The organism is uncultured Streptococcus sp., from assembly GCF_963456385.1.
Lineage (GTDB): Bacteria > Bacillota > Bacilli > Lactobacillales > Streptococcaceae > Streptococcus.
Map to the genome: position 1 here is coordinate 14318 of NZ_CAUOLF010000009.1, position 25161 is coordinate 39478.

29 protein-coding genes are annotated in these 25161 nt (G+C 42.9%); 21 read left to right on the forward strand and 8 right to left on the reverse strand.

Features of this window, described 5'->3' with window-relative positions; genetic code table 11:
• The first annotated feature begins 1 nt into the window (after position 1).
• Genes RP262_RS04905 through ftsY form a run of 3 tightly spaced genes read left to right on the forward strand, consistent with a single transcriptional unit; the run spans position 2 to position 3138 of the window.
• The gene (locus RP262_RS04905; RefSeq protein WP_311154473.1) at positions 2-796 is read left to right on the forward strand and encodes an HAD family hydrolase; all 795 of its coding nucleotides are present in this window, start codon (positions 2-4) and stop codon (positions 794-796) included.
• Entirely contained in the window at positions 796-1614 is an 819-nt protein-coding gene (locus RP262_RS04910) for a Cof-type HAD-IIB family hydrolase (RefSeq protein ID WP_311154474.1), read from the forward strand. The genes RP262_RS04905 and RP262_RS04910 overlap by 1 nt, the downstream gene beginning before the upstream one ends.
• Positions 1615-1617: 3 nt before the next feature.
• On the forward strand, positions 1618-3138 hold the full coding sequence (gene ftsY, locus RP262_RS04915; protein ID WP_311154475.1) for a signal recognition particle-docking protein FtsY: 1521 nt from the start codon (positions 1618-1620) through the stop codon (positions 3136-3138).
• A 51-nt stretch (positions 3139-3189) separates the two neighbouring features.
• On the opposite strand, the gene zwf is transcribed toward ftsY, so the two are convergent.
• The 4 genes from zwf to RP262_RS04935 form a co-directional block, all read right to left on the reverse strand.
• Entirely contained in the window at positions 3190-4650 is a 1461-nt protein-coding gene (gene zwf, locus RP262_RS04920; protein ID WP_149565292.1) for a glucose-6-phosphate dehydrogenase, read from the reverse strand.
• Positions 4651-4824: 174 nt separating this feature from the next.
• Positions 4825-5643, reverse strand: coding sequence for a TIGR03943 family putative permease subunit (locus tag RP262_RS04925; RefSeq protein ID WP_002914763.1), 819 nt, complete (start codon positions 5641-5643; stop codon positions 4825-4827).
• The gene (locus RP262_RS04930) at positions 5640-6545 is read right to left on the reverse strand and encodes a permease (RefSeq protein WP_149565293.1); all 906 of its coding nucleotides are present in this window, start codon (positions 6543-6545) and stop codon (positions 5640-5642) included. Before RP262_RS04930 ends, RP262_RS04925 begins: the two co-directional genes overlap by 4 nt.
• Positions 6542-6679 carry an SPJ_0845 family protein gene (locus RP262_RS04935; RefSeq protein ID WP_002897213.1) on the reverse strand — a complete coding sequence of 46 codons (138 nt, stop codon included), beginning with the start codon at positions 6677-6679 and terminating at the stop codon, positions 6542-6544. Before RP262_RS04935 ends, RP262_RS04930 begins: the two co-directional genes overlap by 4 nt.
• Positions 6680-6857: 178 nt before the next feature.
• Here RP262_RS04935 and RP262_RS04940 point away from each other — a divergent pair, with 178 nt between their 5' ends.
• The 10 genes from RP262_RS04940 (at position 6858) to RP262_RS04985 (ending at position 14194) form a co-directional block, all read left to right on the forward strand.
• Positions 6858-8990, forward strand: coding sequence for a Tex family protein (locus RP262_RS04940; protein ID WP_311154476.1), 2133 nt, complete (start codon positions 6858-6860; stop codon positions 8988-8990).
• Positions 8977-9414 (forward strand): SprT family protein, encoded by a 438-nt coding sequence (locus RP262_RS04945; protein ID WP_049540619.1) that lies wholly within the window; start codon positions 8977-8979, stop codon positions 9412-9414. The genes RP262_RS04940 and RP262_RS04945 overlap by 14 nt, the downstream gene beginning before the upstream one ends.
• 137 nt (positions 9415-9551) lie before the next feature.
• Entirely contained in the window at positions 9552-9827 is a 276-nt protein-coding gene (locus tag RP262_RS04950) for a PspC domain-containing protein (RefSeq protein WP_049540665.1), read from the forward strand.
• Between the two features lie 71 nt (positions 9828-9898).
• Positions 9899-10387: a histidine kinase gene (locus RP262_RS04955; RefSeq protein WP_311154477.1), complete on the forward strand. Its 489-nt coding sequence runs from the start codon at positions 9899-9901 to the stop codon at positions 10385-10387.
• Positions 10388-10399: 12 nt separating this feature from the next.
• Entirely contained in the window at positions 10400-10849 is a 450-nt protein-coding gene (locus RP262_RS04960) for a preprotein translocase (protein WP_311154478.1), read from the forward strand.
• A 47-nt stretch (positions 10850-10896) separates the two neighbouring features.
• Positions 10897-11388 carry an NUDIX domain-containing protein gene (locus RP262_RS04965; protein WP_125352883.1) on the forward strand — a complete coding sequence of 164 codons (492 nt, stop codon included), beginning with the start codon at positions 10897-10899 and terminating at the stop codon, positions 11386-11388.
• A gap of 138 nt (positions 11389-11526) precedes the next feature.
• Positions 11527-12462 carry an HPr(Ser) kinase/phosphatase gene (gene hprK / locus RP262_RS04970; protein ID WP_125340928.1) on the forward strand — a complete coding sequence of 312 codons (936 nt, stop codon included), beginning with the start codon at positions 11527-11529 and terminating at the stop codon, positions 12460-12462.
• Positions 12455-13240: a prolipoprotein diacylglyceryl transferase gene (gene lgt / locus RP262_RS04975; RefSeq protein WP_002920747.1), complete on the forward strand. Its 786-nt coding sequence runs from the start codon at positions 12455-12457 to the stop codon at positions 13238-13240. Before hprK ends, lgt begins: the two co-directional genes overlap by 8 nt.
• Before the next feature lie 57 nt (positions 13241-13297).
• Positions 13298-13696 carry a DUF948 domain-containing protein gene (locus tag RP262_RS04980; protein ID WP_002897219.1) on the forward strand — a complete coding sequence of 133 codons (399 nt, stop codon included), beginning with the start codon at positions 13298-13300 and terminating at the stop codon, positions 13694-13696.
• A 15-nt stretch (positions 13697-13711) separates the two neighbouring features.
• The gene (locus tag RP262_RS04985) at positions 13712-14194 is read left to right on the forward strand and encodes a YtxH domain-containing protein (RefSeq protein WP_311154479.1); all 483 of its coding nucleotides are present in this window, start codon (positions 13712-13714) and stop codon (positions 14192-14194) included.
• A 121-nt stretch (positions 14195-14315) separates the two neighbouring features.
• Here the strand turns inward: RP262_RS04985 and RP262_RS04990 are convergent, their stop codons facing one another.
• On the reverse strand, positions 14316-14618 hold the full coding sequence (locus RP262_RS04990) for a DUF3270 family protein (protein WP_002894977.1): 303 nt from the start codon (positions 14616-14618) through the stop codon (positions 14316-14318).
• A 130-nt stretch (positions 14619-14748) separates the two neighbouring features.
• Here RP262_RS04990 and RP262_RS04995 point away from each other — a divergent pair, with 130 nt between their 5' ends.
• The 3 genes from RP262_RS04995 (at position 14749) to RP262_RS05005 (ending at position 17582) form a co-directional block, all read left to right on the forward strand.
• Positions 14749-15678 carry a peptidase U32 family protein gene (locus RP262_RS04995; RefSeq protein WP_311154480.1) on the forward strand — a complete coding sequence of 310 codons (930 nt, stop codon included), beginning with the start codon at positions 14749-14751 and terminating at the stop codon, positions 15676-15678.
• A gap of 221 nt (positions 15679-15899) precedes the next feature.
• Positions 15900-17186: a U32 family peptidase gene (locus tag RP262_RS05000; protein WP_032908118.1), complete on the forward strand. Its 1287-nt coding sequence runs from the start codon at positions 15900-15902 to the stop codon at positions 17184-17186.
• A gap of 72 nt (positions 17187-17258) precedes the next feature.
• Positions 17259-17582, forward strand: a complete 324-nt coding sequence (locus tag RP262_RS05005) for a CHY zinc finger protein (RefSeq protein ID WP_002906115.1) — start codon at positions 17259-17261, stop codon at positions 17580-17582.
• Between the two features lie 26 nt (positions 17583-17608).
• Here the strand turns inward: RP262_RS05005 and RP262_RS05010 are convergent, their stop codons facing one another.
• Complete coding sequence (locus RP262_RS05010) at positions 17609-17965, reverse strand: hypothetical protein (RefSeq protein ID WP_002899965.1); 357 nt, start codon at positions 17963-17965, stop codon at positions 17609-17611.
• Positions 17966-18055: 90 nt separating this feature from the next.
• Between RP262_RS05010 and RP262_RS05015 the strand changes: the two genes are divergently transcribed.
• Positions 18056-18268 (forward strand): YdbC family protein, encoded by a 213-nt coding sequence (locus RP262_RS05015; protein WP_002897227.1) that lies wholly within the window; start codon positions 18056-18058, stop codon positions 18266-18268.
• 24 nt (positions 18269-18292) lie between these two features.
• On the opposite strand, the gene RP262_RS05020 is transcribed toward RP262_RS05015, so the two are convergent.
• Positions 18293-18838, reverse strand: coding sequence for a biotin transporter BioY (locus RP262_RS05020; protein WP_311154481.1), 546 nt, complete (start codon positions 18836-18838; stop codon positions 18293-18295).
• 469 nt (positions 18839-19307) lie between these two features.
• Between RP262_RS05020 and RP262_RS05025 the strand changes: the two genes are divergently transcribed.
• Positions 19308-20039 (forward strand): cyclase family protein, encoded by a 732-nt coding sequence (locus RP262_RS05025; protein ID WP_311154482.1) that lies wholly within the window; start codon positions 19308-19310, stop codon positions 20037-20039.
• Between the two features lie 354 nt (positions 20040-20393).
• Here the strand turns inward: RP262_RS05025 and gorA are convergent, their stop codons facing one another.
• Entirely contained in the window at positions 20394-21743 is a 1350-nt protein-coding gene (gene gorA / locus RP262_RS05030) for a glutathione-disulfide reductase (protein WP_311154483.1), read from the reverse strand.
• Between the two features lie 209 nt (positions 21744-21952).
• On the opposite strand from gorA, the gene RP262_RS05035 reads away from it, so the two are divergent.
• The 3 genes from RP262_RS05035 to RP262_RS05045 are packed head-to-tail and all read left to right on the forward strand — an operon-like array spanning position 21953 to position 25066.
• Complete coding sequence (locus tag RP262_RS05035) at positions 21953-23116, forward strand: efflux RND transporter periplasmic adaptor subunit (protein ID WP_002920756.1); 1164 nt, start codon at positions 21953-21955, stop codon at positions 23114-23116.
• Positions 23100-23798, forward strand: coding sequence for an ABC transporter ATP-binding protein (locus RP262_RS05040; protein WP_002906126.1), 699 nt, complete (start codon positions 23100-23102; stop codon positions 23796-23798). Before RP262_RS05035 ends, RP262_RS05040 begins: the two co-directional genes overlap by 17 nt.
• Complete coding sequence (locus RP262_RS05045; protein ID WP_311154484.1) at positions 23798-25066, forward strand: ABC transporter permease; 1269 nt, start codon at positions 23798-23800, stop codon at positions 25064-25066. Before RP262_RS05040 ends, RP262_RS05045 begins: the two co-directional genes overlap by 1 nt.
• Positions 25067-25161 lie beyond the last annotated feature (95 nt).

Consider the following 25161-nt stretch of genomic DNA (forward strand, 5'->3'; position numbering starts at 1 on the left):
AATGAGTATAAAATTAGTTGCAACGGATATGGACGGCACCTTTTTAGACAGTAAAGGTCAGTTTGATATGGACCGTCTCAAGCAAGTTTTGGCTCGCTTCAAAGAAAAAGGCATGTATTTTGCCGTAGCCAGCGGGCGGGGCCTCTTGTCGCTGGAAAAGTTGTTTGAGGAAGTGCGCAATGAGATTATTTTTATTGCTGAAAACGGCAGTTTGGTGGAATTTCACGGCGAGGATCTCTATGAAGCAACCATGCCACGAGAGTTTTATCTTAAAGTTTTTGACAAGCTGCAGGAATCTCCCTATGTCAATGTCAATGAGCTGCTTTTGACGGGCAAACGTGCCTGCTATGTCTTGGAGACTGTGGATCCGACCTATCTTTCCTTCAGTGCTCATTATAATGAAAACATTCAAAAAGTGGCTAGCTTGGCTGATATTGACGATGAAATTTTCAAGTTTACGACCAATTTTGCTGAGGACCAAGTCGCAGCTGGTGAAGCTTGGGTCAATGAAAATATCGATGGAGTTAAGGCTATGACGACTGGCTTCAAGTCAATTGACATCGTTCTGGACCATGTGGATAAGGGGGTTGCCATTGTCGAGCTGGCCAAGAAGCTAGACATAGATCTTTCTCAGGTTATGGTTTTTGGTGATAATCTCAACGATTTGCACATGATGCAGGTGGCTGGCTATCCGATCGCGACTGAAAATGCTCGCCCTGAGATTTTAGAAGTGGCCAAGGAAGTCATCGGTCACCATGATGCTCAGTCGGTTATCACTTACATGGAGGGATTATAATGGCAGATATAAAACTGATTGCTCTGGACTTGGATGGAACTCTTTTAAATTCAGACAAGAAGATTTCTGACCGCAATTTAGCAGCTCTAAAAGCAGCTCAGGATAAGGGAGTTAAGGTAGTTCTGACGACTGGTCGTCCCCTCAAGGCCATGGACTTTTTCCTGCATGAGCTGGGAACAGACGGTCGAGAGGATGAGTACACCATTACTTTTAATGGCGGTCTTGTTCAGCGCAATACCGGCGAAATCCTCGATAAAACAGTCTTTTCTTATGATGATGTAGCCCGGATTTATGAGGAAACAGACAAGCTCCATATCCCTCTTGATGCTATCTGTGAAGGACTTGTCTATCAGATTCAGTCCGATCAAGACTCGCTTTATGCTCAGTTCAATCCTGATCTAACTTTTGAGTCCATTGATTTTAATGATTTGTCCAGCAAGCAGACTTACAATAAATGTGTCACTGCTTATGCTCAAGAACCACTGGATGCGGCTATTGAGCAAATTTCACCGGAATTATTTGATCGCTATGAAATTTTCAAATCTAGAGAAATGCTGCTGGAGTGGTCACCGAAAAATGTCCATAAGGCCAATGGTTTGGAGAAACTGATTGCCCATTTAGGTATTGAGAGAAGTCAGGTCATGACCTGTGGTGATGAAGCCAACGATCTGTCTATGATTGAGTGGGCTGGTTTGGGAGTGGCCATGCAGAATGCAGTAGCTATTGTCAAAGAAGCAGCCAATGTGGTGACACCTATGACCAATGATGAGGATGCAGTGGCTTGGGCTATTGAAGAATATGTACTAAAGGAGGATTAGTCGATGGGATTATTTGACCGCCTTTTCGGCCGAAAAAAACAAGAACCGCCAATTGAAGAAGTTGTCAAGGAAGCATTGGAAAACATTGGCGAGCTTGAAGAAGAAACAGCGCCTGTTCCAGAAGCAAGAGAAAATCTTGAAGCGGAAGCTGTTCAGTTCTATCAGGGCGAGCAGCAACTTGATGACCAAATTTCGGATACAAAAGATAGTTTGGCTGATGTTGAAGAGCTAGCATCTCAAACTATCCAAGAAGAAAGCAAGGAGCTAGAGCATGAAAGAGACATTATTGCAGAAAATCAAGAAGTGGCTCAAGGAGCAAGTCAGACTGAAGAAACTCTAGAAGAGCATCATGCTGAGAGCAGTGACGAAACGGTAGAAGAACTTGTTGAACAAACGGATCTTTCGGATGAAGCATCATCTCATACCGAGCATGAAGCAGCTTCTTATGACGAGGTGATAACTGATTCAAATAATGAGTTCGAGCTAGAAACAGAAGCTGAGTCACTAACAGAATCAGAACAGGTCGACCAAGCAGCTGATGTTGCTGAAGAATCAGAAGTAGCAGCTACAGAAGAACCTGTTGAACTTCCTCAAGAGGAATCCACTCAGGAAAAATATGACCGCAGCCTAAAGAAGACTCGGACAGGATTTGGAGCACGGCTCAATGCCTTCTTTGCTAATTTCCGCTCAGTAGATGAAGAGTTCTTCGAAGACTTGGAAGAGCTGCTCATCACTAGTGATGTAGGAGTTCAAGTGGCTTCCAGTCTGACTGAGGAACTACGCTATGAAGCCCGTCTGGAAAATGCTAAAAAACCAGCTGCTCTGCGCCAGCTGATTATTGAAAAATTGGTGGACATTTATGAGAAAGATGGCCGCTTTAATGAAAAAATCAATTTCCAAAACGGTCTGACTGTCATGCTCTTTGTTGGGGTCAACGGAGTCGGTAAGACCACCTCTATCGGTAAACTAGCCTATAAGTTCAAACAAGAAGGCAAGAAAGTCATGTTGGTAGCTGCAGATACATTCCGAGCTGGAGCAGTGGCTCAGCTGGCTGAATGGGGTCGGCGCGTAGATGTTCCAGTAGTAACGGGGCCTGAAAAGAGTGACCCTGCCAGCGTGGTTTATGACGGTATGGAGCGTGCTCAAGCAGAGCAGGTTGATGTTCTTATGATTGACACGGCGGGACGCCTGCAAAATAAAGACAATCTCATGGCAGAGCTAGAGAAAATTGGCCGCATTATTAAGCGGGTGGATCCAGAAGCACCGCATGAAACTTTCCTAGCTCTCGATGCTTCAACTGGTCAGAATGCTCTGGTTCAGGCCAAGGAATTTTCTAAAATCACCCCAGTCACAGGAATTGTACTGACGAAAATTGATGGAACAGCTCGAGGCGGGGTTGTGCTAGCTATTCGTCAGGAATTGGATATTCCGGTCAAGCTGATTGGCTTTGGAGAAAAGATTGATGATATCGGTGAGTTTAACTCAGAGAACTTTATGAAAGGCCTGCTTGAAGGCTTAGTATAAAGCAAAAAAGCCAGTACACATACTGGCTTTTTTATGAACAATTTTTAAATTTTATTTGTTTGGAGACCACTGCCAGTCAGCTCCAAATTCTCTAAGGAGTTCAAAGGCGGCATCCGGTCCCATAGATCCAACAGGATACTCATGGAGAGGCACTTCATTGCTATGCCAGAGCTCTTCAATCTGATCAATCAGCTCCCAGCTAGAGCGGACTTCATCCCAGTGACTGAAGTTAGTTGAGTCATTGTTAAGGACGTCAAAAATTAATTTTTCGTAAGGATCAGGGGAAGCACCGCTGGCTGTTGCGTCTGTTCGATAGTCCAGAGAGAGAGGAGCTAAGCTGAAGCGCTCGCCAACCTCTTTGCCATTCATGCTGAGAGAGAAGCCCTCAGTTGGCTGGATATGAATGGTCAGAACATTGGGTGCTAATTCCTCACCAAAGATAGACTCCATCTGCTTAAAGACGATATTGACAAGAGTGCCTTTTTCAGTGAGGCGTTTACCAGTTCGGAAGAAAAATGGAACATCACGGAAACGTTCACTATTTACGAAGAAAGCTCCTGAAGCAAAGGTTTCAGTCATGGAGTCAGGATTGACATTAGGTTCGCTCCGGTAGGAGATGTATTTCTTGCCTTTGACTGTGCCAGACTTATACTGACCGCGGATAAAGAAGCGTTTTAGGTCTTCTTTATTCGGCTCTACCAAGCGTTCAAAAACTTTGACTTTCTCTGCCCGAATGTCCTCTTTGCTGAAGCTTTTCGGCTTGTCCATAGCTAAGAGTGACAGGAGCTGTAAGGTATGATTCTGCACCATATCGCGCAGAGCACCGGACTGGTCATAGTAACCGCCGCGTTCTTCGACGCCTAGCTTTTCTGCAAAGGTAATCTGGACATTGTCAATGTAGTCACGATTCCAGATATTTTCAAAGAGAAGATTAGCAAAGCGGATAGCGAAGATGCTCTGAATCATTTCCTTGCCTAGATAATGGTCAATACGGAAAATCTGCTCTTCATTAAAGGCAGCCAAGAGTTCTTCGTTAAGTTGGCTGGCAGTTGCCAAGTCTGTTCCGAAAGGTTTTTCGACAATCAGGCGTTCAAATCCTTTGCCATCTACGATGTTTTCAGACTTGAGGTGTTTGGCAATGGTTCCGAAAAATTGCGGAGCCATGGACAGGAAGAAGAGCTTATTGTGCTCGGCTTGGTACTGCTCATTGAGTCGGTTTTGAAGCTTGCGCAGCTCAATGTAGTGCTCGGTATCCTGCACATCATGACTTTGATAGTAGAAGTGACTGGCAAACTCTTGGGCTTGCTCTGGACTGTCAGCTAAATCAGCGATTGCTTCGACAACTACAGACTCAAAATACTCCTTGCTCCAAGGCCGGCGGGCGGTTCCGATAACTGCAAAATGCTTGGAAAGATTGCCAGACTTATAGAGCCTGAAGAGGGATGGATAGAGTTTTCTTTTGGCCAAGTCACCGCTGGCTCCGAAAATTGTTACAATAACTTTTGAAGACATCCTGATACCTATTTTCTAAATGATGTCTCTATTTTATCACAATTTTTCTAAAGATTGTATTCAGAAATTCGGTTTCTGAAAAGGGGGATAAATAGAAAGAAATTGACCGCTGCTTGAAACATATTCAAATACAAAAAATGAGGCTTAGACACGATTGTGCCAGCCTCGTTTTCTTTATTCAAATACCCGATAAACGTAAGGATTGTCCGGTTTTTCTACCTTATCAAAACTTTCGACTTCTAGAGTTGGCAGGCTTTGCCCCAGACTTTTATGGTAATGCATGGTAATTTTTCCCTTGGCATGAATCCAGGTATTATTCTCGAAATGCTGGGTATTTCCAGTCGTCAAGAGGCCATAGACACCTGAGTCGGCGATACAATGGATAATACCGAAGCGAAAGAGAAATTGGCTCTTCTGATCGCTGGGGTCATTGTAGACAAACCCGGTGAACTCCAGCGTCTTGCCTACAAACTCGTCGGGATAATCATAGATGACTTCCATGATTTCCATGTAGTTCTCAGTTGTGACCTGAATGGTATCTTGCTTGACATATTTCTTAGCGGCTGCCCGCATTTCTTTTTCGTAAGCCCCCTTGGTAAAGTAGGTGCTGGTGTCCGGCTTCAGGTATTGGCTGGTTGTGCCTTCGTCCTGCTGAATAGCAGTTGAAGTTCCCTCAGCCAGCGGGAAATGAAATCCTTTAGCCGAAACTGTTGTCGAATCCAAGGTTACAGTTGGAAAGAAAATTCCTACAAAAAGCGGAATGACGAGGAGCAGCACGCTGCCTAACTTGGCCCAGCGAGTGCTTAAATGACTATGAACCTCCATCTTTTTCATCCAGATGATAAGCTGCACGACTGCCAAGACAAAGGACAGAATCATAGACAAGTATGCCAGATAGGAATAGTGGAGATTGATATATTGATTAAGCTTGCCCGTCAGCTGCAGATACATGGTAATCTCAAAGTAGCCGACTAAGATTAGAAATCGAATCATAGCACTACCCCCACAAGCCAAGAGTAAAGAAAGACGACGACGGTAACCAGGCTGATAAATTGCCAGATAAAGCGTGTCTTAAAGTAGTTTTTCATCATCAGCAGATTCTTGACATCTAGCATAGGCCCAATGACCAAGAAAGCTAAGACTGGCGATAGGCCGAAGCTAGCAATCAAGGAGCTACCGATGAAAGCATCAGCTTCGCTGCAAAGTGAGAGCAGGAAGGACAGTAGCATGAGGAGAAGAATTGCAACAGCTGGTGTCGAGCTGATAGAGGTCAGGATTCTGGTTGGCACATAGACTTGGACCAGGCTGGCGAAGAGACAGCCAAAGACCAGATAGCGGCCTGTATCGAAAAATTCGTCAATGGCCTGCACAAATACCTGAAATAGCTTTTTTCCTTTGCTGAGATGTGAAAAGTCATGCTCATGAACAGCCTTGCGATTTTCTTTTTGAATATTGCTGTCTGCAAAGAAGCCCAGGAAAATCCCTAAAAGAATAGCCACGACCATAGAACCTAAAGCACGAAGCAGAGCCATTCGGAAGGAATTACCAAAGGCTGAGTAGGTCGCAAAAAGCACGATGGGGTTGATGACTGGCGCCGTTACCAGAAAAGGCACAGCTGTGTAACTGGGAACTTTCTTTTCCAGAAACCGATTTATAATAGGGACGATTCCGCACTCGCAAGAAGGAAAGACAAAACCAACCAAGCTTCCAAAGAAAATCCGAGCCCATTTGTTCTTGGGTAGGAAACGATAAACTTTGTCTGGCGTGACATACACCTCGATAAAGCCAGAAATAATACTTCCGATTAAGACAAAAGGCAGGGCTTCAATGATAATGGAGAGAAAGATGGCACCGGCTTGCAGGACACTGGCCGGCAGCTGAGAGAAGAAGCTCATTCTTTCTTATCCTTCTCGTTTTTAGATTTTTTCTTGTCTTCCTCAGGGAACTCTACCTTTTCCATCTTGGGCAGGGTCGCAAACTCCTCGAACATTTTGTCCAAATCGTCTGATCTAGTAAATTTAACAGCCATAGAGGCACCTCATTTCTAAGATAATAATTCTATTATACTACCAATTATCAAAAAATGAAATTTTGAAACATAGGAGACTCTTTGTCGCTGATTTACCCTAAATTTTTTTGTACAAATAGTACTAAATAGTTCTAAAACTGCCTATCTTTCAAAGCACTTGTGATATAATAGGATTGTTATGGAAAATATAAATATTGAAAAAATTGCCCAGAAATTGGGCCTTAAAGAAAGCCAAGTATCACAGGTCCTAGATCTGACCGCTGAAGGAAATACGATTCCTTTTATTGCTCGTTACCGTAAGGAAATGACAGGAAATCTGGATGAGGTCGAGATTAAGGCAATCATTGACCTAGATAAGAGCATGACTGCCTTGGCGGAGCGTAAAGCGACGGTCTTAGCTAAGATTGAGGAGCAGGGCAAACTTACGGATGCGCTGCGCTCTGAGATTGAAGCCGCTGAAAAGCTGGCAGATGTGGAAGAACTTTATCTGCCTTATAAGGAGAAGCGTCGTACCAAGGCTACCCTTGCCCGTGAAGCAGGTCTCTTTCCTTTGGCCCGCCTAATCCTACAGGATGCGGCTAATCTACAGGAAGAAGCTGAGAAACTTACTAGTGAAGCCTTTTCGACAGGAGAAGCTGCTCTTGCTGGAGCAGTGGATATTCTGACCGAGGCAATTTCTGAAGATACCAAGCTGCGGGCTTGGACCTACCATGAGATGCAGACCAATTCTTTTATCGTATCCAGTCTCAAAGACGGTGATTTGGATGAAAAGCAGGTCTTCCAGATTTATTATGATTTTTCCGAAAAAGTAGCAACTATGCAAGGCTACCGTACCCTGGCTCTTAACCGTGGTGAGAAGCTAGGTATTCTCAAGGTTGGTTTTGAGCACAATCTTGAGAAGATCTTACGCTTCTTTGAAGTTCGTTTCAAGGTGAAAAATGCCTATATTATCGAAGCTGTCCAGCAAGCAGTTAAAAAGAAAATCATTCCAGCCATGGAGCGCCGTATTCGAACCGAGCTGACTGAGGCCGCTGAGGATGGAGCGATTCAGCTATTCTCAGATAATCTCCGCAATCTCCTCCTGATTGCCCCTCTCAAAGGTCGCGTAGTACTGGGCTTTGACCCAGCTTTCCGGACAGGGGCTAAGCTAGCTGTTGTTGATGCGACAGGTAAGATGCTGACGACTCATGTTATCTATCCAGTAGCGCCAGCAAAGCCAGCTCAGATTGAAGCATCTAAGAAGGAGTTGTCAGAGCTGATTGAGCAGTTTGGCGTGGAAATCATTGCCATCGGAAACGGAACTGCCAGCCGAGAAAGCGAAGCCTTTGTAGCAGAAGTTTTGAAATCTCATCCGAATGTCAGCTATGTTATCGTCAATGAAAGCGGAGCATCTGTCTACTCTGCTAGTGAACTGGCTCGTCATGAGTTTCCAGATTTGACTGTTGAAAAGCGTTCAGCTATTTCCATTGCCCGCCGTCTGCAAGATCCTTTAGCTGAGCTGGTTAAGATTGATCCTAAGTCTATCGGGGTTGGTCAGTACCAACATGATGTCAGCCAGAAAAAACTGTCTGAAAGTCTGGACTTTGTCGTTGATACCGTGGTTAACCAGGTCGGGGTCAATATCAACACCGCAAGTCCTGCCCTGCTGGCCCACGTAGCTGGTCTCAATAAGACTATCTCAGAAAATATTGTTAAATATCGGGAAACAGAAGGCTTGATTCGGTCTCGCGAGGCCATCAAGAAAGTGCCGCGTCTAGGCGCAAAGGCTTTTGAACAGGCAGCCGGCTTCCTGCGTATTCCCGAAAGTGATAACCTGCTAGACAATACAGGCGTTCACCCAGAGTCTTATAAGGCGGTGGAGGAGCTCTTTAAGCGTCTTGACATTAGCAGTTTAGATGAAGCAGCCCAAGCCAAATTAAAAGCAGTGCAGACTGCTAGTTTGGCTGCAGAGCTAGGCTTGGGAGAAGAAACCCTCAAAGATATTATTGCTGATTTGCTTAAGCCTGGTCGGGATTTGCGAGATTCCTTTGACGCGCCAGTCTTGCGGCAGGATGTCTTGGATATCAAGGACTTGCGTATCGGTCAAAAGCTGGAAGGAGTCGTTCGGAATGTCGTTGATTTCGGAGCCTTTGTGGATATCGGTATCCACGAGGACGGTCTTATCCATATCTCCAAGCTGAGCACAGACTATATCAAGCATCCTAGTCAGGTCCTATCTGTTGGTGACTTGGTCACTGTCTGGGTGGATAAGCTAGATGTGGAGCGGGAGAAGGTTAACCTCTCTCTGATAGCACCAAATGAATCTAACTAACTATGTCAAGCGGGTTTCGCTTGAGGATTTTGGCTGGGAATTCCGCCATCAAGCATATTGGAACAAGCGCCTCCGGACTACAGGGGGACGCTTCTTTCCTAAAGATGGCCATCTAGATTTTAACCCAAAAATCTATGAAACTTTTGGGCTGGAAACTTTCCGAAAAATTGTCCGCCATGAGCTGGCTCACTATCATCTCTATTATCAGGGTAAAGGTTATCGCCATGGGGATAGAGATTTTAAAGACCTGCTCAAGCGAGTTGATGGTCTGCGCTACGCTCCATCCTTATCCGACTCGCAAACCTTTCTCATCTATGAATGCCTGAGCTGCGGAGCACTTATCCGTCGCAGACGCAGAGTCAATCTTCAAAAATACCGTTGCGGACGCTGTATGGGCAAGCTTCGTTTGTCGGAGAATGGTTGATAATTATTAAGAGAGTTCATTGAAGAACTCTCTTTTTTAAAAGAATGAATATTCTAATCCATAATCAGCCTTTGGCCCGATTGTTTTCTTATAAAATATGGTAGAATAAAGTAAATATGATCATTGAGGTCTCTATCATGAACGTGAAATTCTATAAGTTGAAAAAGAATCGACTGATTTCCGGTGTCTTGTCCGGTCTGTCTGATAAATTTGATTTTGATCTGAGCCTGGTGCGCTTCCTCTTTATTATCTTTACTGTGGTCAATTTCGGCTTGGGAATTCTCATCTATATCCTGCTGGCCATGGTTATGCCTTATAAAGAAGACTTAGAAGAAGAAATGTACGGAACTGGTCCACGCAAACGAAAAGAAGCGGAAGCTATCAAAGACGATAAAGACGGTTGGTTTTGGTAATTCTTAATAAAATAGAAAATTTCGGGATGCACTCCCGATTTTTTACTAGATGAAGAGGAGAGAATGATTTCATGAAAAAATTTTCAATCATATGGTATGCATTCAAGCTCTTGCTTTATATTATTCTGTCATTTATTGTTAGTTTTGGAGGGCTTGGTCTTCTGGCTTTTCTCCTTAAGTCTAATTACGGCACTAGTCTGACAATGTCTTGTCTAGGGATGATGATTTTTGGCTATGGCTTTTTGAATTTTTTCTTCTTTCTGTTTACACCGCCAACTAGTCAAGTTCTTAAAAAAAGTGTTTTGCTACTATCTATTTTTATGCATCCACTTTTTATTGCAGTTTCTGTTTTCTTTTTGAATAGTTCTCATGCAGATGGTCTAAGTAATTGGCTCAATAGCCTTAAGAGCATGATTCCAATATTCTTCATTATTCTTCTGGTTAATACGTTTCTTTATTTCTTTGCTTATTCTATAAAAAAAGGGCGTGAGAATCTCCGTATAGCTAAACAAATGGAAAAGAGTGAGTCACTTGATTTATCAGATCATTTTGAAGATTAGAAAGGCAGCATTATGAAACAATTTTCTTTACCGGTGTATTTGTGGAAATTTTTCCTGTATTTGATTATTAGTTTAATTCTACATATAGTTCTTATTTTTGCTGCTGGCATGGTAGCAGGAGGATATGCTGGCTTGTTTGTTTTCTTTATAGGTATTCTAGCTTTTCCATTTGGCTTGTGGAATCTATTCTTTTTCTTGAAAGTATTATCCCCGAAGCAAAGCTCAGAGCGTTTAGTAGGACTTGTATCTATCTTATTTCTGCCAGTTCTAACTCTCATAATTTATGGTTTTGTTGGAGGTTTCCAAATAATTATAAACTCCCTTCCTAGCAGCCTATTTTATATTTTTGGTATGCTAGTTTCAAATACAATCGTGTACTCTATAGCTCATTCAATCAATTTTTCTAACTATAAAAAGCGAGCTATGTCTCAAACTGAAAATGATCAGAGTGAAATAGACTGAACCTTACAAATTCAACGAAAACCTAAGCACTTATCCAAGGAGGAAATATGACAGAATTTTGGAATGCCTATGACTTAAATCGAAATCAACTCCCTCATCTCCTGGTTCGAGGAGACAAAATTCCTGAAGGACAGTTTCATCTCTGTGTCAATGTCTTGGTTCGCCATCAGGATGGCGATATTTTATTTATGCGACGGTCAGCCAATAAAAGTCTCTATCCTGGCTACTATGAGTTCGGAGCGGGAGGCAGTGTGCTGGCAGGAGAGGATAGTCAGACAGCCGCCCTGCGTGAATTAGAAGAAGAAACAGGCCTGGTTCCTGACAGCATCAGGCTTTTGGAGCAGGTGTGCTCTATCAAAGACCAGTGCCATTTCGACTATTATGAAGTGCTTGTGTCTGGCGATAAGAGTCAAGTCCGCTATCAGGAAGGCGAAACAGATGCCCATGTCTGGTTGCCTCTGAAAGAGGTCCCGGCCTTTGTAGAAAACCATCCTTGTTTTAAGAACCAAAAGAAAATTCTCAGTAGCCTGATTGATTGATGTCGCGGCTGTTTTTCTATTTTCACTAAAAAGTTGATTTAAATCAAAATATTTTTTCGACCTAAAATCAATCTTAAAGATTCTTTTGAGGTAAAAATTTGCTATAATAGAAGCAGACAAATTTGAAGGGAGAAGACAATGTCAGTAAAGGTCAAAGACCTCTTAAAAATGTCTCGTCTGTCTCAGGAGTACGGAGATAAAGTTTTACTGGAGAAAGAAATTAAAACTTCAGATATTTCTCGGCCTGGACTTGAAATGACTGGATATTTTGATTTTTATACACCCGAGCGGATACAACTGATTGGGATGAAAGAGTGGTCTTATCTGATGAAGATGAGCTCTCATAATCGCCATCAAGTACTGCTGAAAATGTTCCAGCCTGAGACGCCGGTGGTTATCATTGCTCGAAATTTAGAGATTCCTAAAGAAATGATTGATGCGGCTGATGAGAAGCAGGTTGCTATTCTTAGAAGCAAAACCTCCACCAGTCGCTTGTCTGGAGAAATTTCCAGTTATCTTGATTCCCGGCTAGCTGAGAGAACCAGTGTCCATGGGGTCCTGATGGATATCTATGGCATGGGAGTTCTCATCCAAGGAGACAGTGGAATTGGTAAAAGTGAAACAGGGCTTGAGTTGGTTAAGCGTGGCCATCGTTTGGTTGCGGACGATCGAGTGGATATCTATGCCAAGGATGAAGTGACCCTTTGGGGAGAACCGGCTGAAATCCTGCGCCACCTATTGGAAATTCGTGGTGTTGGTATCATCGATGTCATGAGCTTATACGGAGCCAGTGCAGTAAAAGATTCTTCTCAAGTTCAGATAGCTGTCTATTTGGAGAATTACGATACTCAAAAAACTTTTGACCGTCTAGGTAATGATACAGAGGAGCTGGAGGTTGCCGGTGTCAGAATTCCACGTATTCGGATTCCTGTAAAGACTGGTCGCAATATCTCAGTCGTGATTGAGGCTGCAGCGATGAACTATCGAGCTAAGCAAATGGGCTATGATGCTACCAAGATCTTTGAAGAACGCCTCACTGATTTAATTAGCCGAAATGAGGTGAAACATGATTGATCCAGTAGCTATCCAACTTGGGCCTATCAGTATTCGCTGGTATGCCATCTGTATTGTCACAGGCTTAGTTTTAGCCGTTTATCTTGCCATGAAGGAGGCTCCACGTCGGAAGATTATTCCTGATGATATTTTGGATTTTATCCTAGTAGCTTTTCCCGTAGCCATTGTGGGTGCCCGACTTTATTACGTGGCATTCGAATGGGATTATTACGGTAAGAATCTGATAAAAATCATTGATTTTTGGAATGGCGGAATAGCCGGGATTGCCATTTACGGTGGGCTGATAGCTGGTGCCATCGTTCTCTATTTCTTCTGTCGGAGAAGGTTGATTCACCCAGTCGATTTTCTAGATATCGCAGCACCAAGTGTGATGATTGCTCAGAGTATTGGGCGCTGGGGAAATTTTGCCAACCATGAGGCCTACGGTGCGGCAGTTAAGAGTTTGAACTATCTGCCTAGTTTTATTCGTGAGAATATGTATATCGAGGGCAGCTACAGACAGCCAACGTTCCTCTATGAATCTGTATGGAACCTAATTGGCTTTATCTTGATTATTGTTCTCCGCCGTCGGCCTAAGTTGCTGAGACAGGGAGAAATCGCCGCCTTCTATCTGATTTGGTATGGATTTGGTCGGATGATTATTGAGGGGATGCGGACGGACAGTCTTATGTTTGCTGGTCTGCGCGTTTCCCAATGGCTGTCGCTGATTCTTATTTTTGTAGGAATAGGCATCATCATTTACCAAAGAAAAAAGAAAGCCCCTTATTATCAAGAATAAGAAATACATAGAGCTGCTGACTCTTATAAGAGATGTCAGCGATGAAAGGAGATAAATATGATAATTGAAATTGCTTATGCTTTACTGGCGGTTGCCCTTATTATCTTCGTGATTTATTTGACGATTACTGTCAAAAATCTGGGCGAGAAAGCTGGTAAGATGCTTGATGAAACAGAAAATACCATCAAGGTCTTGACTTCTGATGTCAACGTGACCCTTCACCAAACCAATGATTTACTGGCCAAGGTCAATGTCTTAACTGACGACATCAATCAAAAAGTCGCAACCATTGATCCTTTGTTTACAGCTGTGGCGGACCTGTCTGAGTCCGTTTCAGATTTGAACGTTCAGGCGCGTACGCTGAGTAAAAAAGCGGTGTCTGCTGGTAAAGGAACCGTCAAAACTACAGCTGGTTTATCTGCTTTGCGTTTTGCTTCAAAATTGTTTAAAAAATAAGAAAGAAGGTCTATTATGGGAAAATTTTCATCACTGTTATTGGGCGCTGTTACTGGTGCAGCTGCTGCCTATTTTCTGACCAGTAAGAAAGGAAAGGAAACGACAGATAAGGTTCGGGACTTTGTTAAGGAATACCAAGAAAATCCTGATGATATTCACGAAGCTGTCGTTCAGTCTGCTAAAGACTTTTCAAATCAAGCTGTCAGCGCAATTCAACAAACCAAGGAAAAGGTTGAGAAAGGCGAGATTACAACTGAAACTGTCATCGAATCTGTCAAAGAAACGACAAAATCAGTCGTTGACTACTCACAAGATAAGTTTAACGAAATCAAAGAAAAATTTGATAAAGAAGAAAGCAGCTTTGCAGAGGAAGAGCCTGTAATCTTTCAAGAGGAAGAAGAGGAATCTTCAGAAGAAATCATCATTGACTTCGGAGAAGAAGCGACAGAAGGACAAGAAGAAAAGGCTCTTGAAACAGACAGTCAAGAAGAAAAATAAAACAAAGAAGACTAGCAATTTTGCTAGTCTTCTTTGTTTACAAGAACGAAAAAAAGAACCGAGGACTTAAAGCGTCGTCGGTTTTTCTTATATTTTAAAATCGTAGAATCACAAGGTTGGTTTATTTGCTAGTTTGGCGTTTCTTTGCGAACAGGCGATAAGATTGAATGCTAATCAGGCTGGAAGCAATGGCCAAAGTGAAGGACATAAATGTATTCATTTTTAAACTCAAAAATACAAAGCTAAACAAAACTGTCAAGACACAGAAAACAGCAATATTTAAGAAGAAAAAGAGTTCACTTAATCTTGGTGATGTTTCTGCTTCAGGTAAGTACTCTTGATAGAGTGGTGTTTGTTCAGATTCAATTTCTTGGTAGTAGTAGTCAGTTGGGTCATCATATTGTTGGTATTTTCTTACGTGCATAATTCTCTCTCCTTACAGTACCCTCTAATTCTACCATTTTTTTGCAGTTTTAAATATTACAAAAGGATTACAAAACGAATAAATTCGAATGAAAAACCACTCCTTTATATTTTTTTGCTATAATGGTTGTATGAAAAAGATAATTATTACAGCAACAGCTGAAAGTATAGAACAAGTTGAGGAACTTTTAGAGGCAAATGTCGATCGAATTTATGTCGGTGAGAAAAATTATGGCCTTCGATTGCCTCATAATTTTAGTTTAGACGAATTAACTCGAATTTCTGACTTAGTTCACCAAGCAGGAAAAGAGTTGACCGTTGCGGTGAACGCGCTCATGCATCAGGAAATGATGGATAATATCAAGCCCTACCTTGATTTTCTGCAGGAGATTGGGGCAGATTATATTACCGTTGGTGATGCTGGTGTTTTCTATGTGCTGCAGCGCGATGGTTATAAATTAAAGACAATTTACGATGCCTCAACCATGGTTACCAGCAGCCGTCAGATTAATTTTTGGGCTAAGAACGCTGGTGTTTCAGAAGCTGTCTTGGCGCGTGAGATTCCTTCTGCAGAGCTTTTTAAAATGCCAGAGATTTTGGAAATTCCTGCTGAAGTCTTAGTTTACGGAGCTAGTGTCATCCATCACTCCAAGCGTCCTCTTTTGCAGAATTACTATAATTTTACTCATATCAATGATGAAAAGACACGGGAGCGAGACCTCTTTCTGGCGGAACCTAGTGACCCGCAGAGCCATTACTCGATTTTTGAGGACAATCATGGTACTCATATTTTTGCCAATAATGACTTGGATTTGATGACCAAGCTGATAGAATTGGTTGACCATGGATTCTGCCACTGGAAGTTGGAAGGGCTCTACACACCTGGTCACAACTTTGTCGAGATTGCTAAGATTTTTGTAGAGGCGAGAGATTTGATTGAAGCAGGCAAGTTTAGCTCAGACCAAGCCTTTGTGCTGGATGAAGCGATTCATAAACTGCATCCGAAAAATCGTTTTCTCGATACCGGATTTTATGACTATGACCCTGATATGGTAAAATAAATATCGAAATTAGAACTCTTTTTAGGAGTTCTTTTTTTACAAAAATATTATTGATAAAACAATACTAAAAATGTATGCCCAACAATTTTTTGAATTAATTCGAAAAACTTGAAAATTAGAATTGTGAAAATAATTCAAAGCACCTTGCTTTTAGGGGTAAATTACTATAAAATAATAAGGATTAGACATCAACACTTTTATATTGCAAATAGGAGAAAATGATGGCAAGAAAGTTGAAACGACCAGAGGTGTTATCACCTGCTGGTACTTTGGAAAAGCTAAAAGTAGCTGTTCGATATGGAGCAGATGCTGTTTTTATTGGCGGACAGGCCTATGGTCTGCGCAGCCGGGCTGGGAACTTTACCTTTGAACAGATGGAAGAAGGGGTTCAGTTTGCGGCTAGTTATGGTGCTAAGGTCTATGTCGCGGCCAATATGGTTATGCACGAGGGTAATGAAGAGGGAGCTGGTGAGTGGTTCCGCCGTTTGCGGGATATCGGGATTGCGGCTGTCATTGTTTCAGATCCGGCTCTGATTGCTATTGCAGCATCAGAAGCACCTGGTCTGGAAATCCACTTGTCTACTCAGGCCAGTGCGACCAACTATGAAACGCTGGAATTCTGGAAAAATCTAGGACTGACTCGTGTTGTCCTAGCTCGCGAAGTTTCTATGGCTGAACTGGCTGAAATTCGCCGACGGACTGACGTTGAAATAGAAGCCTTTGTTCATGGAGCGATGTGTATTTCCTACTCTGGACGCTGTACATTATCCAATCACATGAGTATGCGCGATGCCAATCGTGGAGGCTGCTCGCAATCCTGCCGTTGGAAATACGATCTCTACGACATGCCTTTCGGACAAGAACGTAAGAGTTTGAAGGGGGAAGTTCCAGAAGAATTTTCCATGTCCGCGGTTGATATGTCCATGATTGATCGCATACCAGACATGATTGAAAATGGAGTGGATAGCTTGAAGATTGAGGGACGGATGAAGTCCATTCATTACGTTTCTACTGTGACTAACTGCTATAAAGCAGCTGTGAATGCCTACTTAGAAAGTCCTGAAAAGTTTGAAGCTATCAAGCAGGACTTGGTTGATGAGATGTGGAAGGTTGCTCAACGCGAATTGGCCACAGGATTTTACTATCATACTCCAACAGAGAATGAGCAGCTGTTCGGAGCGCGACGCAAGATTCCGGAATACAAATTTGTAGCTGAAGTAGTAGCTTATGACGCAGACAGTCAGACAGCGACTATCCGTCAGCGAAATGTTATCCATGAAGGAGATCAGGTTGAGTTTTATGGACCAGGCTTCCGTCATTTTGAAACCTTTGTCACAGACCTTCGTGATGCTGATGGTAATAAAATTGATCGGGCTCCTAATCCGATGGAGCTTCTGACCATTCACTTGGAGCAGCCTGTAGAGGCCGGCGATATGGTGCGGGCTCGCAAGGAAGGTTTGATTAATCTTTACAAGGAAGATGGCACTAGCGTGACCGTCCGAGCTTAATCTTATATTCATAGGTGGCTTTTTAATCCAAAAGCCATCTTTATGAATAGAGATTTTCAGAGAGGAAGTAGCATGATTCAGGTTTATGGCGATATTCTTGATGAGGAGACTCGCTGCCAGCATTATCACAGTGAGAGAGATATCATAGCCCTTAAGTGCTTTGCTTGTCAGAAATACTATCCTTGCTTTCTCTGTCATGACTGCTACGAAGATCATGCTTTTCTGGCCTATCCTGTCAGTCGGTCAGAAGATCGAGTAGTTCTCTGCGGTCATTGCAGGACCGAGTTGACTATTTCCCAGTATCTTGACTGTAAGGATGCTTGTCCTATCTGCGCTCATCCTTTTAATCCAGGATGCAAGAAGCATCAATCAATTTATTTTCAGACAAACAAATAACTCTTCCATCCAGCTGGATAGAAGAGTTATCTTTTGAAACGACGATTGGTGATGCGAATGTCCTTCTTTTGGGCTTCACGGATATTATTGGGTACGAGACTGATTCGCTTGATGTCCTGCACGCGGATAATAGTGGTCATACTTTTCTTGAAATTCTTGATAATCAGCTGCAGGCGCTCGCGATCGTATTTAACAATATCGCCAGTGAAGCTTTTATCCAGAAAGATAACGTGGACACCAGATTGTTTTCGCAGAGCTAGCTCGATGGTACGCAGGATGCGGCCGCTGTCCTCTGGTCCTTGTTCATTCTTTTTGCCACTGATAAATTCGTTGGCTCTTTGTAAAATCATTTCGAGATATTTTTTCATAGCTAAAATCTCCATAACTTGTTACAATATATTATATAACAAAATTCCCTAAATTGTAAATTCTTTTACGAATTATTAGTTGGAAAATAAAACAAGAGGTGAAATATGGCAGAATTTACATTCGAAATCGAAGAAAAACTTCTGGTCTTGTCTGAAAATGACAAGGGCTGGACCAAGGAGCTTAATCGCGTTAGCTTTAATGGAGCACCAGCTAAGTATGATATTCGGACTTGGAGTCCAGACCACAGCAAAATGGGCAAGGGAATTACACTTTCTAATGAAGAATTCCAAGTTCTCGTGGATGCATTTAAAAACTGATAGAGAAAGCTCTATCAGTTTTTTCTATTTCTCTGAAAAGTAGGGATGGAATTTAAGACTCTTAAAAATAGGAATGCTGATAATGGTGATGACAACCATTTTTAGCAAGTCTGGCAGGATAAAAGGAGTAAGGCCAACCGCGACTGACTTAGAGAAATCGAGTCCCCCCAAGAAATGTAGTCCTAAGATACCGCCGACAAAGACGAGAGCATCACCCAATACATTGGCTATAAAAACCATATAGAAAGGACTGTCCTTATGGGTCAGACTGGATGTCACAAGGGCAAAGAGTAAGTAGAACCAGAGATAGCCGGCGCTAGGGCCAAAGAGAGCCTGAAAACCACCGCTTCCTCCAGCAAAGACTGGCAGGCCAATAGCTCCCAGCAGAAGATAAATAAAGACCGATCGAACCGCTTCGCGTGGTTTAAAAATCGTTGCAATCAAACCGACAGCAAAAGTCTGCAGCGTGATGGGGACAGGGCCAATGGAAATAGTTAATTGGGACAGGACAGCTAGGAAGGCGGCTCCGATAGCTGGGAGGGCAAGAAGAAATGCTTTGTTATTGTTCATAAATAGTAAACCTCTTTTTGTTTTTATGGTAACTATTTTAAAAGCTAAATAAAAAAAAGTCAAGTCCTTCTTAATCGGACGAGACAAATATACAGACAGATTCTTATTTTCGTTTCTTGCTTCTGATAAGCAAGACAAAGAAGGCGATAAGGCCAAAAATATTAAAGAAAAGGATGCCCAAGGCTGCAATAATTTTTTTCGTTTTACTCATCAGTTTCCTCGTTTCTGGATTACTTTGTACTATCATATCAAAATTTTCAATGTTTGAATAGGCTTGATTAGAAAAATTAGCTATAGCTTCAAACTATATTCTTATCAATAAAAAAGGATTATCTAAAAGGGCTGTAAAGAATTGCAGCAGCTCACTTTGATTGATATAATAATGCAAAAGTAAATAAGAGTTTTTGCTAGAGGTGTGGGTGCGTAATCAACATCTTCCCAAGCAAGACTGACTAGATTGGAGAAGGCTATGACAGATTTATTAAAAATTTATCAGGTACTACAGGAGAAAAAATGGGTCAACTTGTCCCATCAGATCAAGGAAGATAGTCCGCATTTTCCAGCTCTGCCTGCCTTGGAGAAAAAGGATATTTTCACTTTGAAAGACGGTTTTCATGTTCAGCAGTTTTCTGTAGTTGGCCAGTACGGGACTCATATTGATGCTCCGATTCATTTTGTGGAGGGTGGTCGCTGGTTGGAAGAGATTGAGCTAAAAGATCTTTTCCTGCCTTTGGTGGTTATTGATAAGTCTAAGGAAGTGGCAGAGAATCCAGACTTTATTCTGGGCAAGCAGGATATTTTAGATTTTGAAGCGGAGCACGGGAAGATTGAGGCAGGAACATTTGTTGCCTTTCGCTCAGACTGGTCCAAGCGTTGGCCAAGCCAATCTGCTATGCGCAATCTGGATGATCAGGAGATTCAGCATACTCCTGGGTGGGGTCGAGATGCTCTAGAGTTTCTTATCCATGAGCGTGGTGTCAAGGCGATAGGTCACGAAACTTTTGATACAGATGCGGGTATCCCCACAGCGGAGCATGGGCTGCTCAATGAATACTATCTTTTGGAGCAGGACATTTATCAGCTAGAAGTTATGACCAATCTGGATCAGCTGCCGGCTAAGGGTGCTCTCATCTCAATTAGCTTTCCCAACTGGCACCAAGCCAGCGGTTCACCAGTGAGGGCTGTAGCTATTTTACCATAAAAAAAAGAGTCTGAGATTTCATTTCAGGCTCCTTGTCGCATATAATAAGTAAAAAACAACGATCGCTTTTTATAATCTTTGGAGTTTCTTGATAGATATTTGACAATTAACCTTTTTAAATAGTGAAGCAGTAGTCTATGGTTTGAAAAAATTCTGAATTTCTTCCATTAGACTGATATTTGAAAGGAAAGTCAAATGAATCTGAAATAGCTAAAATTTACAATCTTACAAAAATGTAAGAATTGTCAGTAAAATGAAAGATTAGGTTATGGAACGGTCAACATCTTTATTATAAAATGGTAGCAGAAGTCAAAAAGAGGCTGGAATACCAAACCTCTTCTGATTTTGAATTTTTTATCGCATGGTTACGAATTCTTCGGAGCCAGTTGGGTGAATAGCAACTGTAGCATCAAAGTCAGCCTTGGTAGCGCCCATCTTAATAGCAACAGCAAAGCCTTGAATCATCTCGTCTACTCCGTAGCCAATACCGTGAAGGCCAACGACCTTTTCATCCTCACCGGCAGTGATAAGCTTGAACTTGGCCTGTTGGCGGTGCTGGGTGACAGCTGAATACATGGATGTGAAGCTAGATGTATAGACACGGATATTTTCTGCTCCGTAAGTCTTGATAGCCTCTACCTCCGTCAGGCCGACAGTCCCAATAGCGGGATGGGAGAAGACAACAGTTGGAATAGTTGAGTAGTCCATTTTAGCATTTGTTTTACCATTGAAAAGACGCTCAGACAGAGTTCGTCCAGCCTTGATAGCAACAGGAGTTAATTCTTTTTCACCTGTTACATCTCCTAGAGCATAGATACCTGGAACCACAGTGTTTTGGTACTCATCTACAGCAATGAAGCCACGTTCATTGAGAGTGATGCCAGCTGCTTCCAGATTGAGGTCTTGGACGTTTGGCTTACGACCAATTGCCCAGATAACATGCTGGGCTGTGTGACTGCTGCCATCTTCAAAGTAGAGCTTGAGCTGACCATCAGAAAGTTTTTCCAGCTTTTGCGGAATCTTATGGGTATGAAGCTGGAGTCCAGAGTTCTCCATTTCTTGGAGCAGGCCGTCAATCAGATAACTGTCAAAGTTGCGCAGTGGTCGGTCCTTACGAACAAAAAGATCTGTTTTAACTCCTAGAGCATGGAGCACGCCAGCTAGCTCAACTGCTATATAGCCTGCTCCGACAATGGCTACAGATTCAGGTAACTCTTCCCAAGCAAAGACATCGTCGGAATTCTCGCCGTAGCCTGCGCCAGGGATATTTGGAATAGCAGCATGAGCACCCGTCGCGATAACGATATGCTTGGCGCGAATAAGCTCGCCGTTGACTTGGACAGTGTTTGCATCCACAAAACGGGCACGTCCTTCGAACAGTTCGACACCATTCCGTTTGAAGCTACCGTCGTAAGATGAACGTGCTCGGTCAATATAAGCTTCGCGATTTTTCCGAAGGGTAGCAAAATCAAAAGCATGATTATCAGAGGTAAAGCCGTAATCTGGCCCATAATGATGGATAGCTTCAGCGATTTGAGCTCCGTACCACATAATCTTCTTTGGGACACAGCCGACATTGACACAGGTGCCACCTAGTTTCTTTTCTTCAATAACGGCAACCTTGGCACCGTATTCGCCTGCCCGATTCATGGTAGCAATTCCCCCGCTGCCACCGCCAATAGCAATCATATCAAATTCTTTCATCTTGTTAGAATCTCCTTCTATTATATGAGGTAATTGTACCTTTTTTAGCAGGTGAATGCAAAAATCTGCTACGGATTTAAATGGAGTGACTATCTGAGATAAAATAGCAACCATTTGTGAAAAACTGTAAATTTTTTTAGAAGAATTATGATAGCCTTGTGATATAATATAACAAAAGAAAATCGTTTTCATCAAGAGGAGGAAAAAAGATGAAAAAGTTAAAGAAATGGCAATTATTTAGCATTATTGGAGCTACGATTGCAGTTGTTGCAGGAGCAATTCTCTTCATGTTTTTAAACGGAGGGAATCCTTCTGAGGCACCGGTCGATACGACTCCGCTGGTTCAGAAGGCCAAGGAAGGCTCAGTGGCTTCTTCAGTCTTGCTGACAGGAAATGTCACAGCCAGCAATGAGCAGTACATCTACTATGACAGCACCAAGGGTGACTTGGAAAATGTACTGGTCAATGTAGGCGACCAGGTGACTGCCGGTCAAGCATTGGTTACTTATAAAAGTGCAGAGGCTCAGGCTGCTTATGATGCGGCTGCTCGGGCGGTTAGCAAAGCTGATCGTCAATTGCATGACTTGCAGACCAATGGTGTGACTGTAAATACTACTGGTGACGAAGAAGCAGATGGGGCGTCTGAAGCTCAGGCTCAGCGTTCTGTGGAGTCTCAGGCAGCTGACCTGCGTGATGCTAGAGCTGATGCAGTGGATAATATGAATAAAGCGCAAGCTACTCTCAATGCCTTGACAGTGACCAGCACTGCAGATGGTACGGTCGTAGAAGTCAACCGTGATGTTTCAAAATCAACAACAGGTGCTACTCAAACCTTGGTTCACATCGTTAGCAATGGTAATCTGCAGATTAAGGGTGAATTATCCGAATACAACCTGGCTAACTTGTCTGTCGGCCAAGAAGTGACCATTACATCAAAGGTTTACCCAGACAAGAAATGGACTGGTAAAATCAGCTACATTTCCAACTATCCAAAAGACGGCCAGCAGGCAGCAGCTCAGCCATCTGGAACTGGTGGCAGCGGAACAGCTTCAGGTTCTAAATATCCATTTACAATTGACATTACCAGCGAGATTGGTGAGCTCAAGCAAGGCTTCTCTGTCAATATCGAAGTTAAAAACAATACTCAGGGACTCATTGTGCCAGTCAGCAGTGTGGTAATGGACGGAGATAAGAACTATGTTTGGGTCCTGGAAAAAGGAGTTGCCAAGAAGACAGAAGTGACGCTCGGAAATGCTGATGCTGAAAATCAAGAAATCTCATCTGGTTTGACAAAGGATAGTAAAGTTATCATCAATCCGACAGATAGCTTGAAAGACGGTCAAGAGGTGAAATCTTATGAAGAAGCTAATTGAGTTAAAAAATATTAATAAGAGCTATCGCAATGGAGATCAGGAACTGCAGGTACTAAAAGACATCAGTCTGGAGGTTGAAGAGGGCGAGTTTGTTGCCATCATGGGGCCGTCTGGATCTGGTAAGTCTACTCTGATGAATATCATTGGGATGCTGGATCGTCCGACCACTGGTGAATACCATCTGGGAAGCGAAGAAGTAGCTAAGCTAGGTGATAAGAAGCTGGCCAAGGTTCGAAATAAGCAAATCGGCTTTGTCTTCCAGCAGTTCTTTCTCTTGTCTAAGCTTAATGCCTTGCAAAATGTGGAACTGCCCTTGATTTATGCAGGTGTCGGTCAGTCTAAACGGAAGTCCTTGGCCGAGCAGTTTCTGACCAAGGTGGAGCTGGACACGCGGATGCACCATCTGCCTTCAGAGCTCTCTGGAGGACAGAAGCAGCGGGTTGCCATTGCGCGTGCTTTGGTCAATAATCCTTCTCTGATTCTGGCTGACGAACCGACGGGGGCCTTGGATACCAAGACTGGTGAGCAGATTATGGAGCTCTTAACTGAGCTCAATCGAGAAGGGAAAACCATTATCATGGTAACCCACGAGCCTGAGATTGCGGCCTATGCCAAACGGCAAATTGTCATTCGTGACGGTGTCATCTCATCTGATAGCGCTAAGGAAGGAGGACTAGTCTAATGCAAAACTGGAAATTTGCCATTAGCTCCATTCTTGGACACAAGATGCGGTCTTTCCTGACCATGATTGGGATTATTATCGGAGTGGCTTCGGTTGTGGTTATAATGGCCTTAGGAGATTCCATTACCCGACGGGTCAATGAGAGTTTTACCAAAAGTCAGAAAAACATGCGTCTCGTCTTTTCTCCTAAAAAGAGCAAGGATGGCTCCTATACACAAACGGCTGATCTCTATTCTGTAAATGTGGAAGATGAAAGCGAAGAAGTGGTGGAACCACCCAAGGCTCAGGAAGCATGGGTTAAGGAATTGACCCATATCAAGGGAGTGGACGGCTACTATGTGACCAACTCAGCTATGGAAACCTTTAGCTACGAAAATAAGAAGGCTGAGCGCGTCAACTTTGTCGGTGCAAACATGACCTATATTCAGGTGAAAAAATACAAAATAATTGCTGGTCGTGCTCTGAGACAGCAAGACTATCAAGGCTTTGCCAGTGTTGTGCTGCTAGACGAAGGTCTGGCTGCGACCCTTTTTTCTTCCGCTGAAGAGGCAATCAATAAAATTGTGACAGTGGGTGCCAGTAACTATCGGGTGATTGGGGTTTATAGAGATCCTGAAACTGCTGCTGCATCTGGCTCTATGCAGGTCTATGGAGGTAATGCTATTACAACCAATACACTCATAGCCGCAAACTTTGGAGTAGATGAAATTTCAGAGATTGTTCTTCGAGTGAATGATACTAGCTTGGTGCCAGAACTTGGCCCTAAGGTTGCCAAGAAATTAACAGAAATTGCTGGTCTCCAACAGGGAGAATATCAAGTGACAGATGATAGTGCCCTCTATCAGGAAGTACAAAATATTTATGGTGCCATGACAGGAGTTATCGGTGCCATCGCCGGAATCTCTCTCTTTGTTGGAGGTATCGGCGTTATGAATATCATGCTGGTATCGGTCACTGAGAGGACCCGGGAAATCGGACTTCGGAAAGCTCTGGGAGCAACGCGTGGCAATATTTTGATGCAATTTTTGATTGAGTCTATGATTTTGACACTGATTGGTGGGTTGATTGGACTGGTTCTAGCTGCGGGACTTGCGTCTGTACTAGGCTCGGCCATGAGTCAAATGCTGGAAGGAACACCAGTGACGGTATCTCTATCAGTCAGCATCGTCAGCCTTCTCTTCTCAGCAACTATCGGTGTTCTCTTCGGAATCTTGCCGGCCAACAAGGCCTCCAAACTGGATCCAATTGAAGCACTGAGATATGAATAATATAATCAAAAGTCTGGGGAACCAGACTTTTTTTGATGTAAAAATCCTGCTGGAATTCCAGCAGGATTTGTTTTCTTAATATCGTATAAAATACA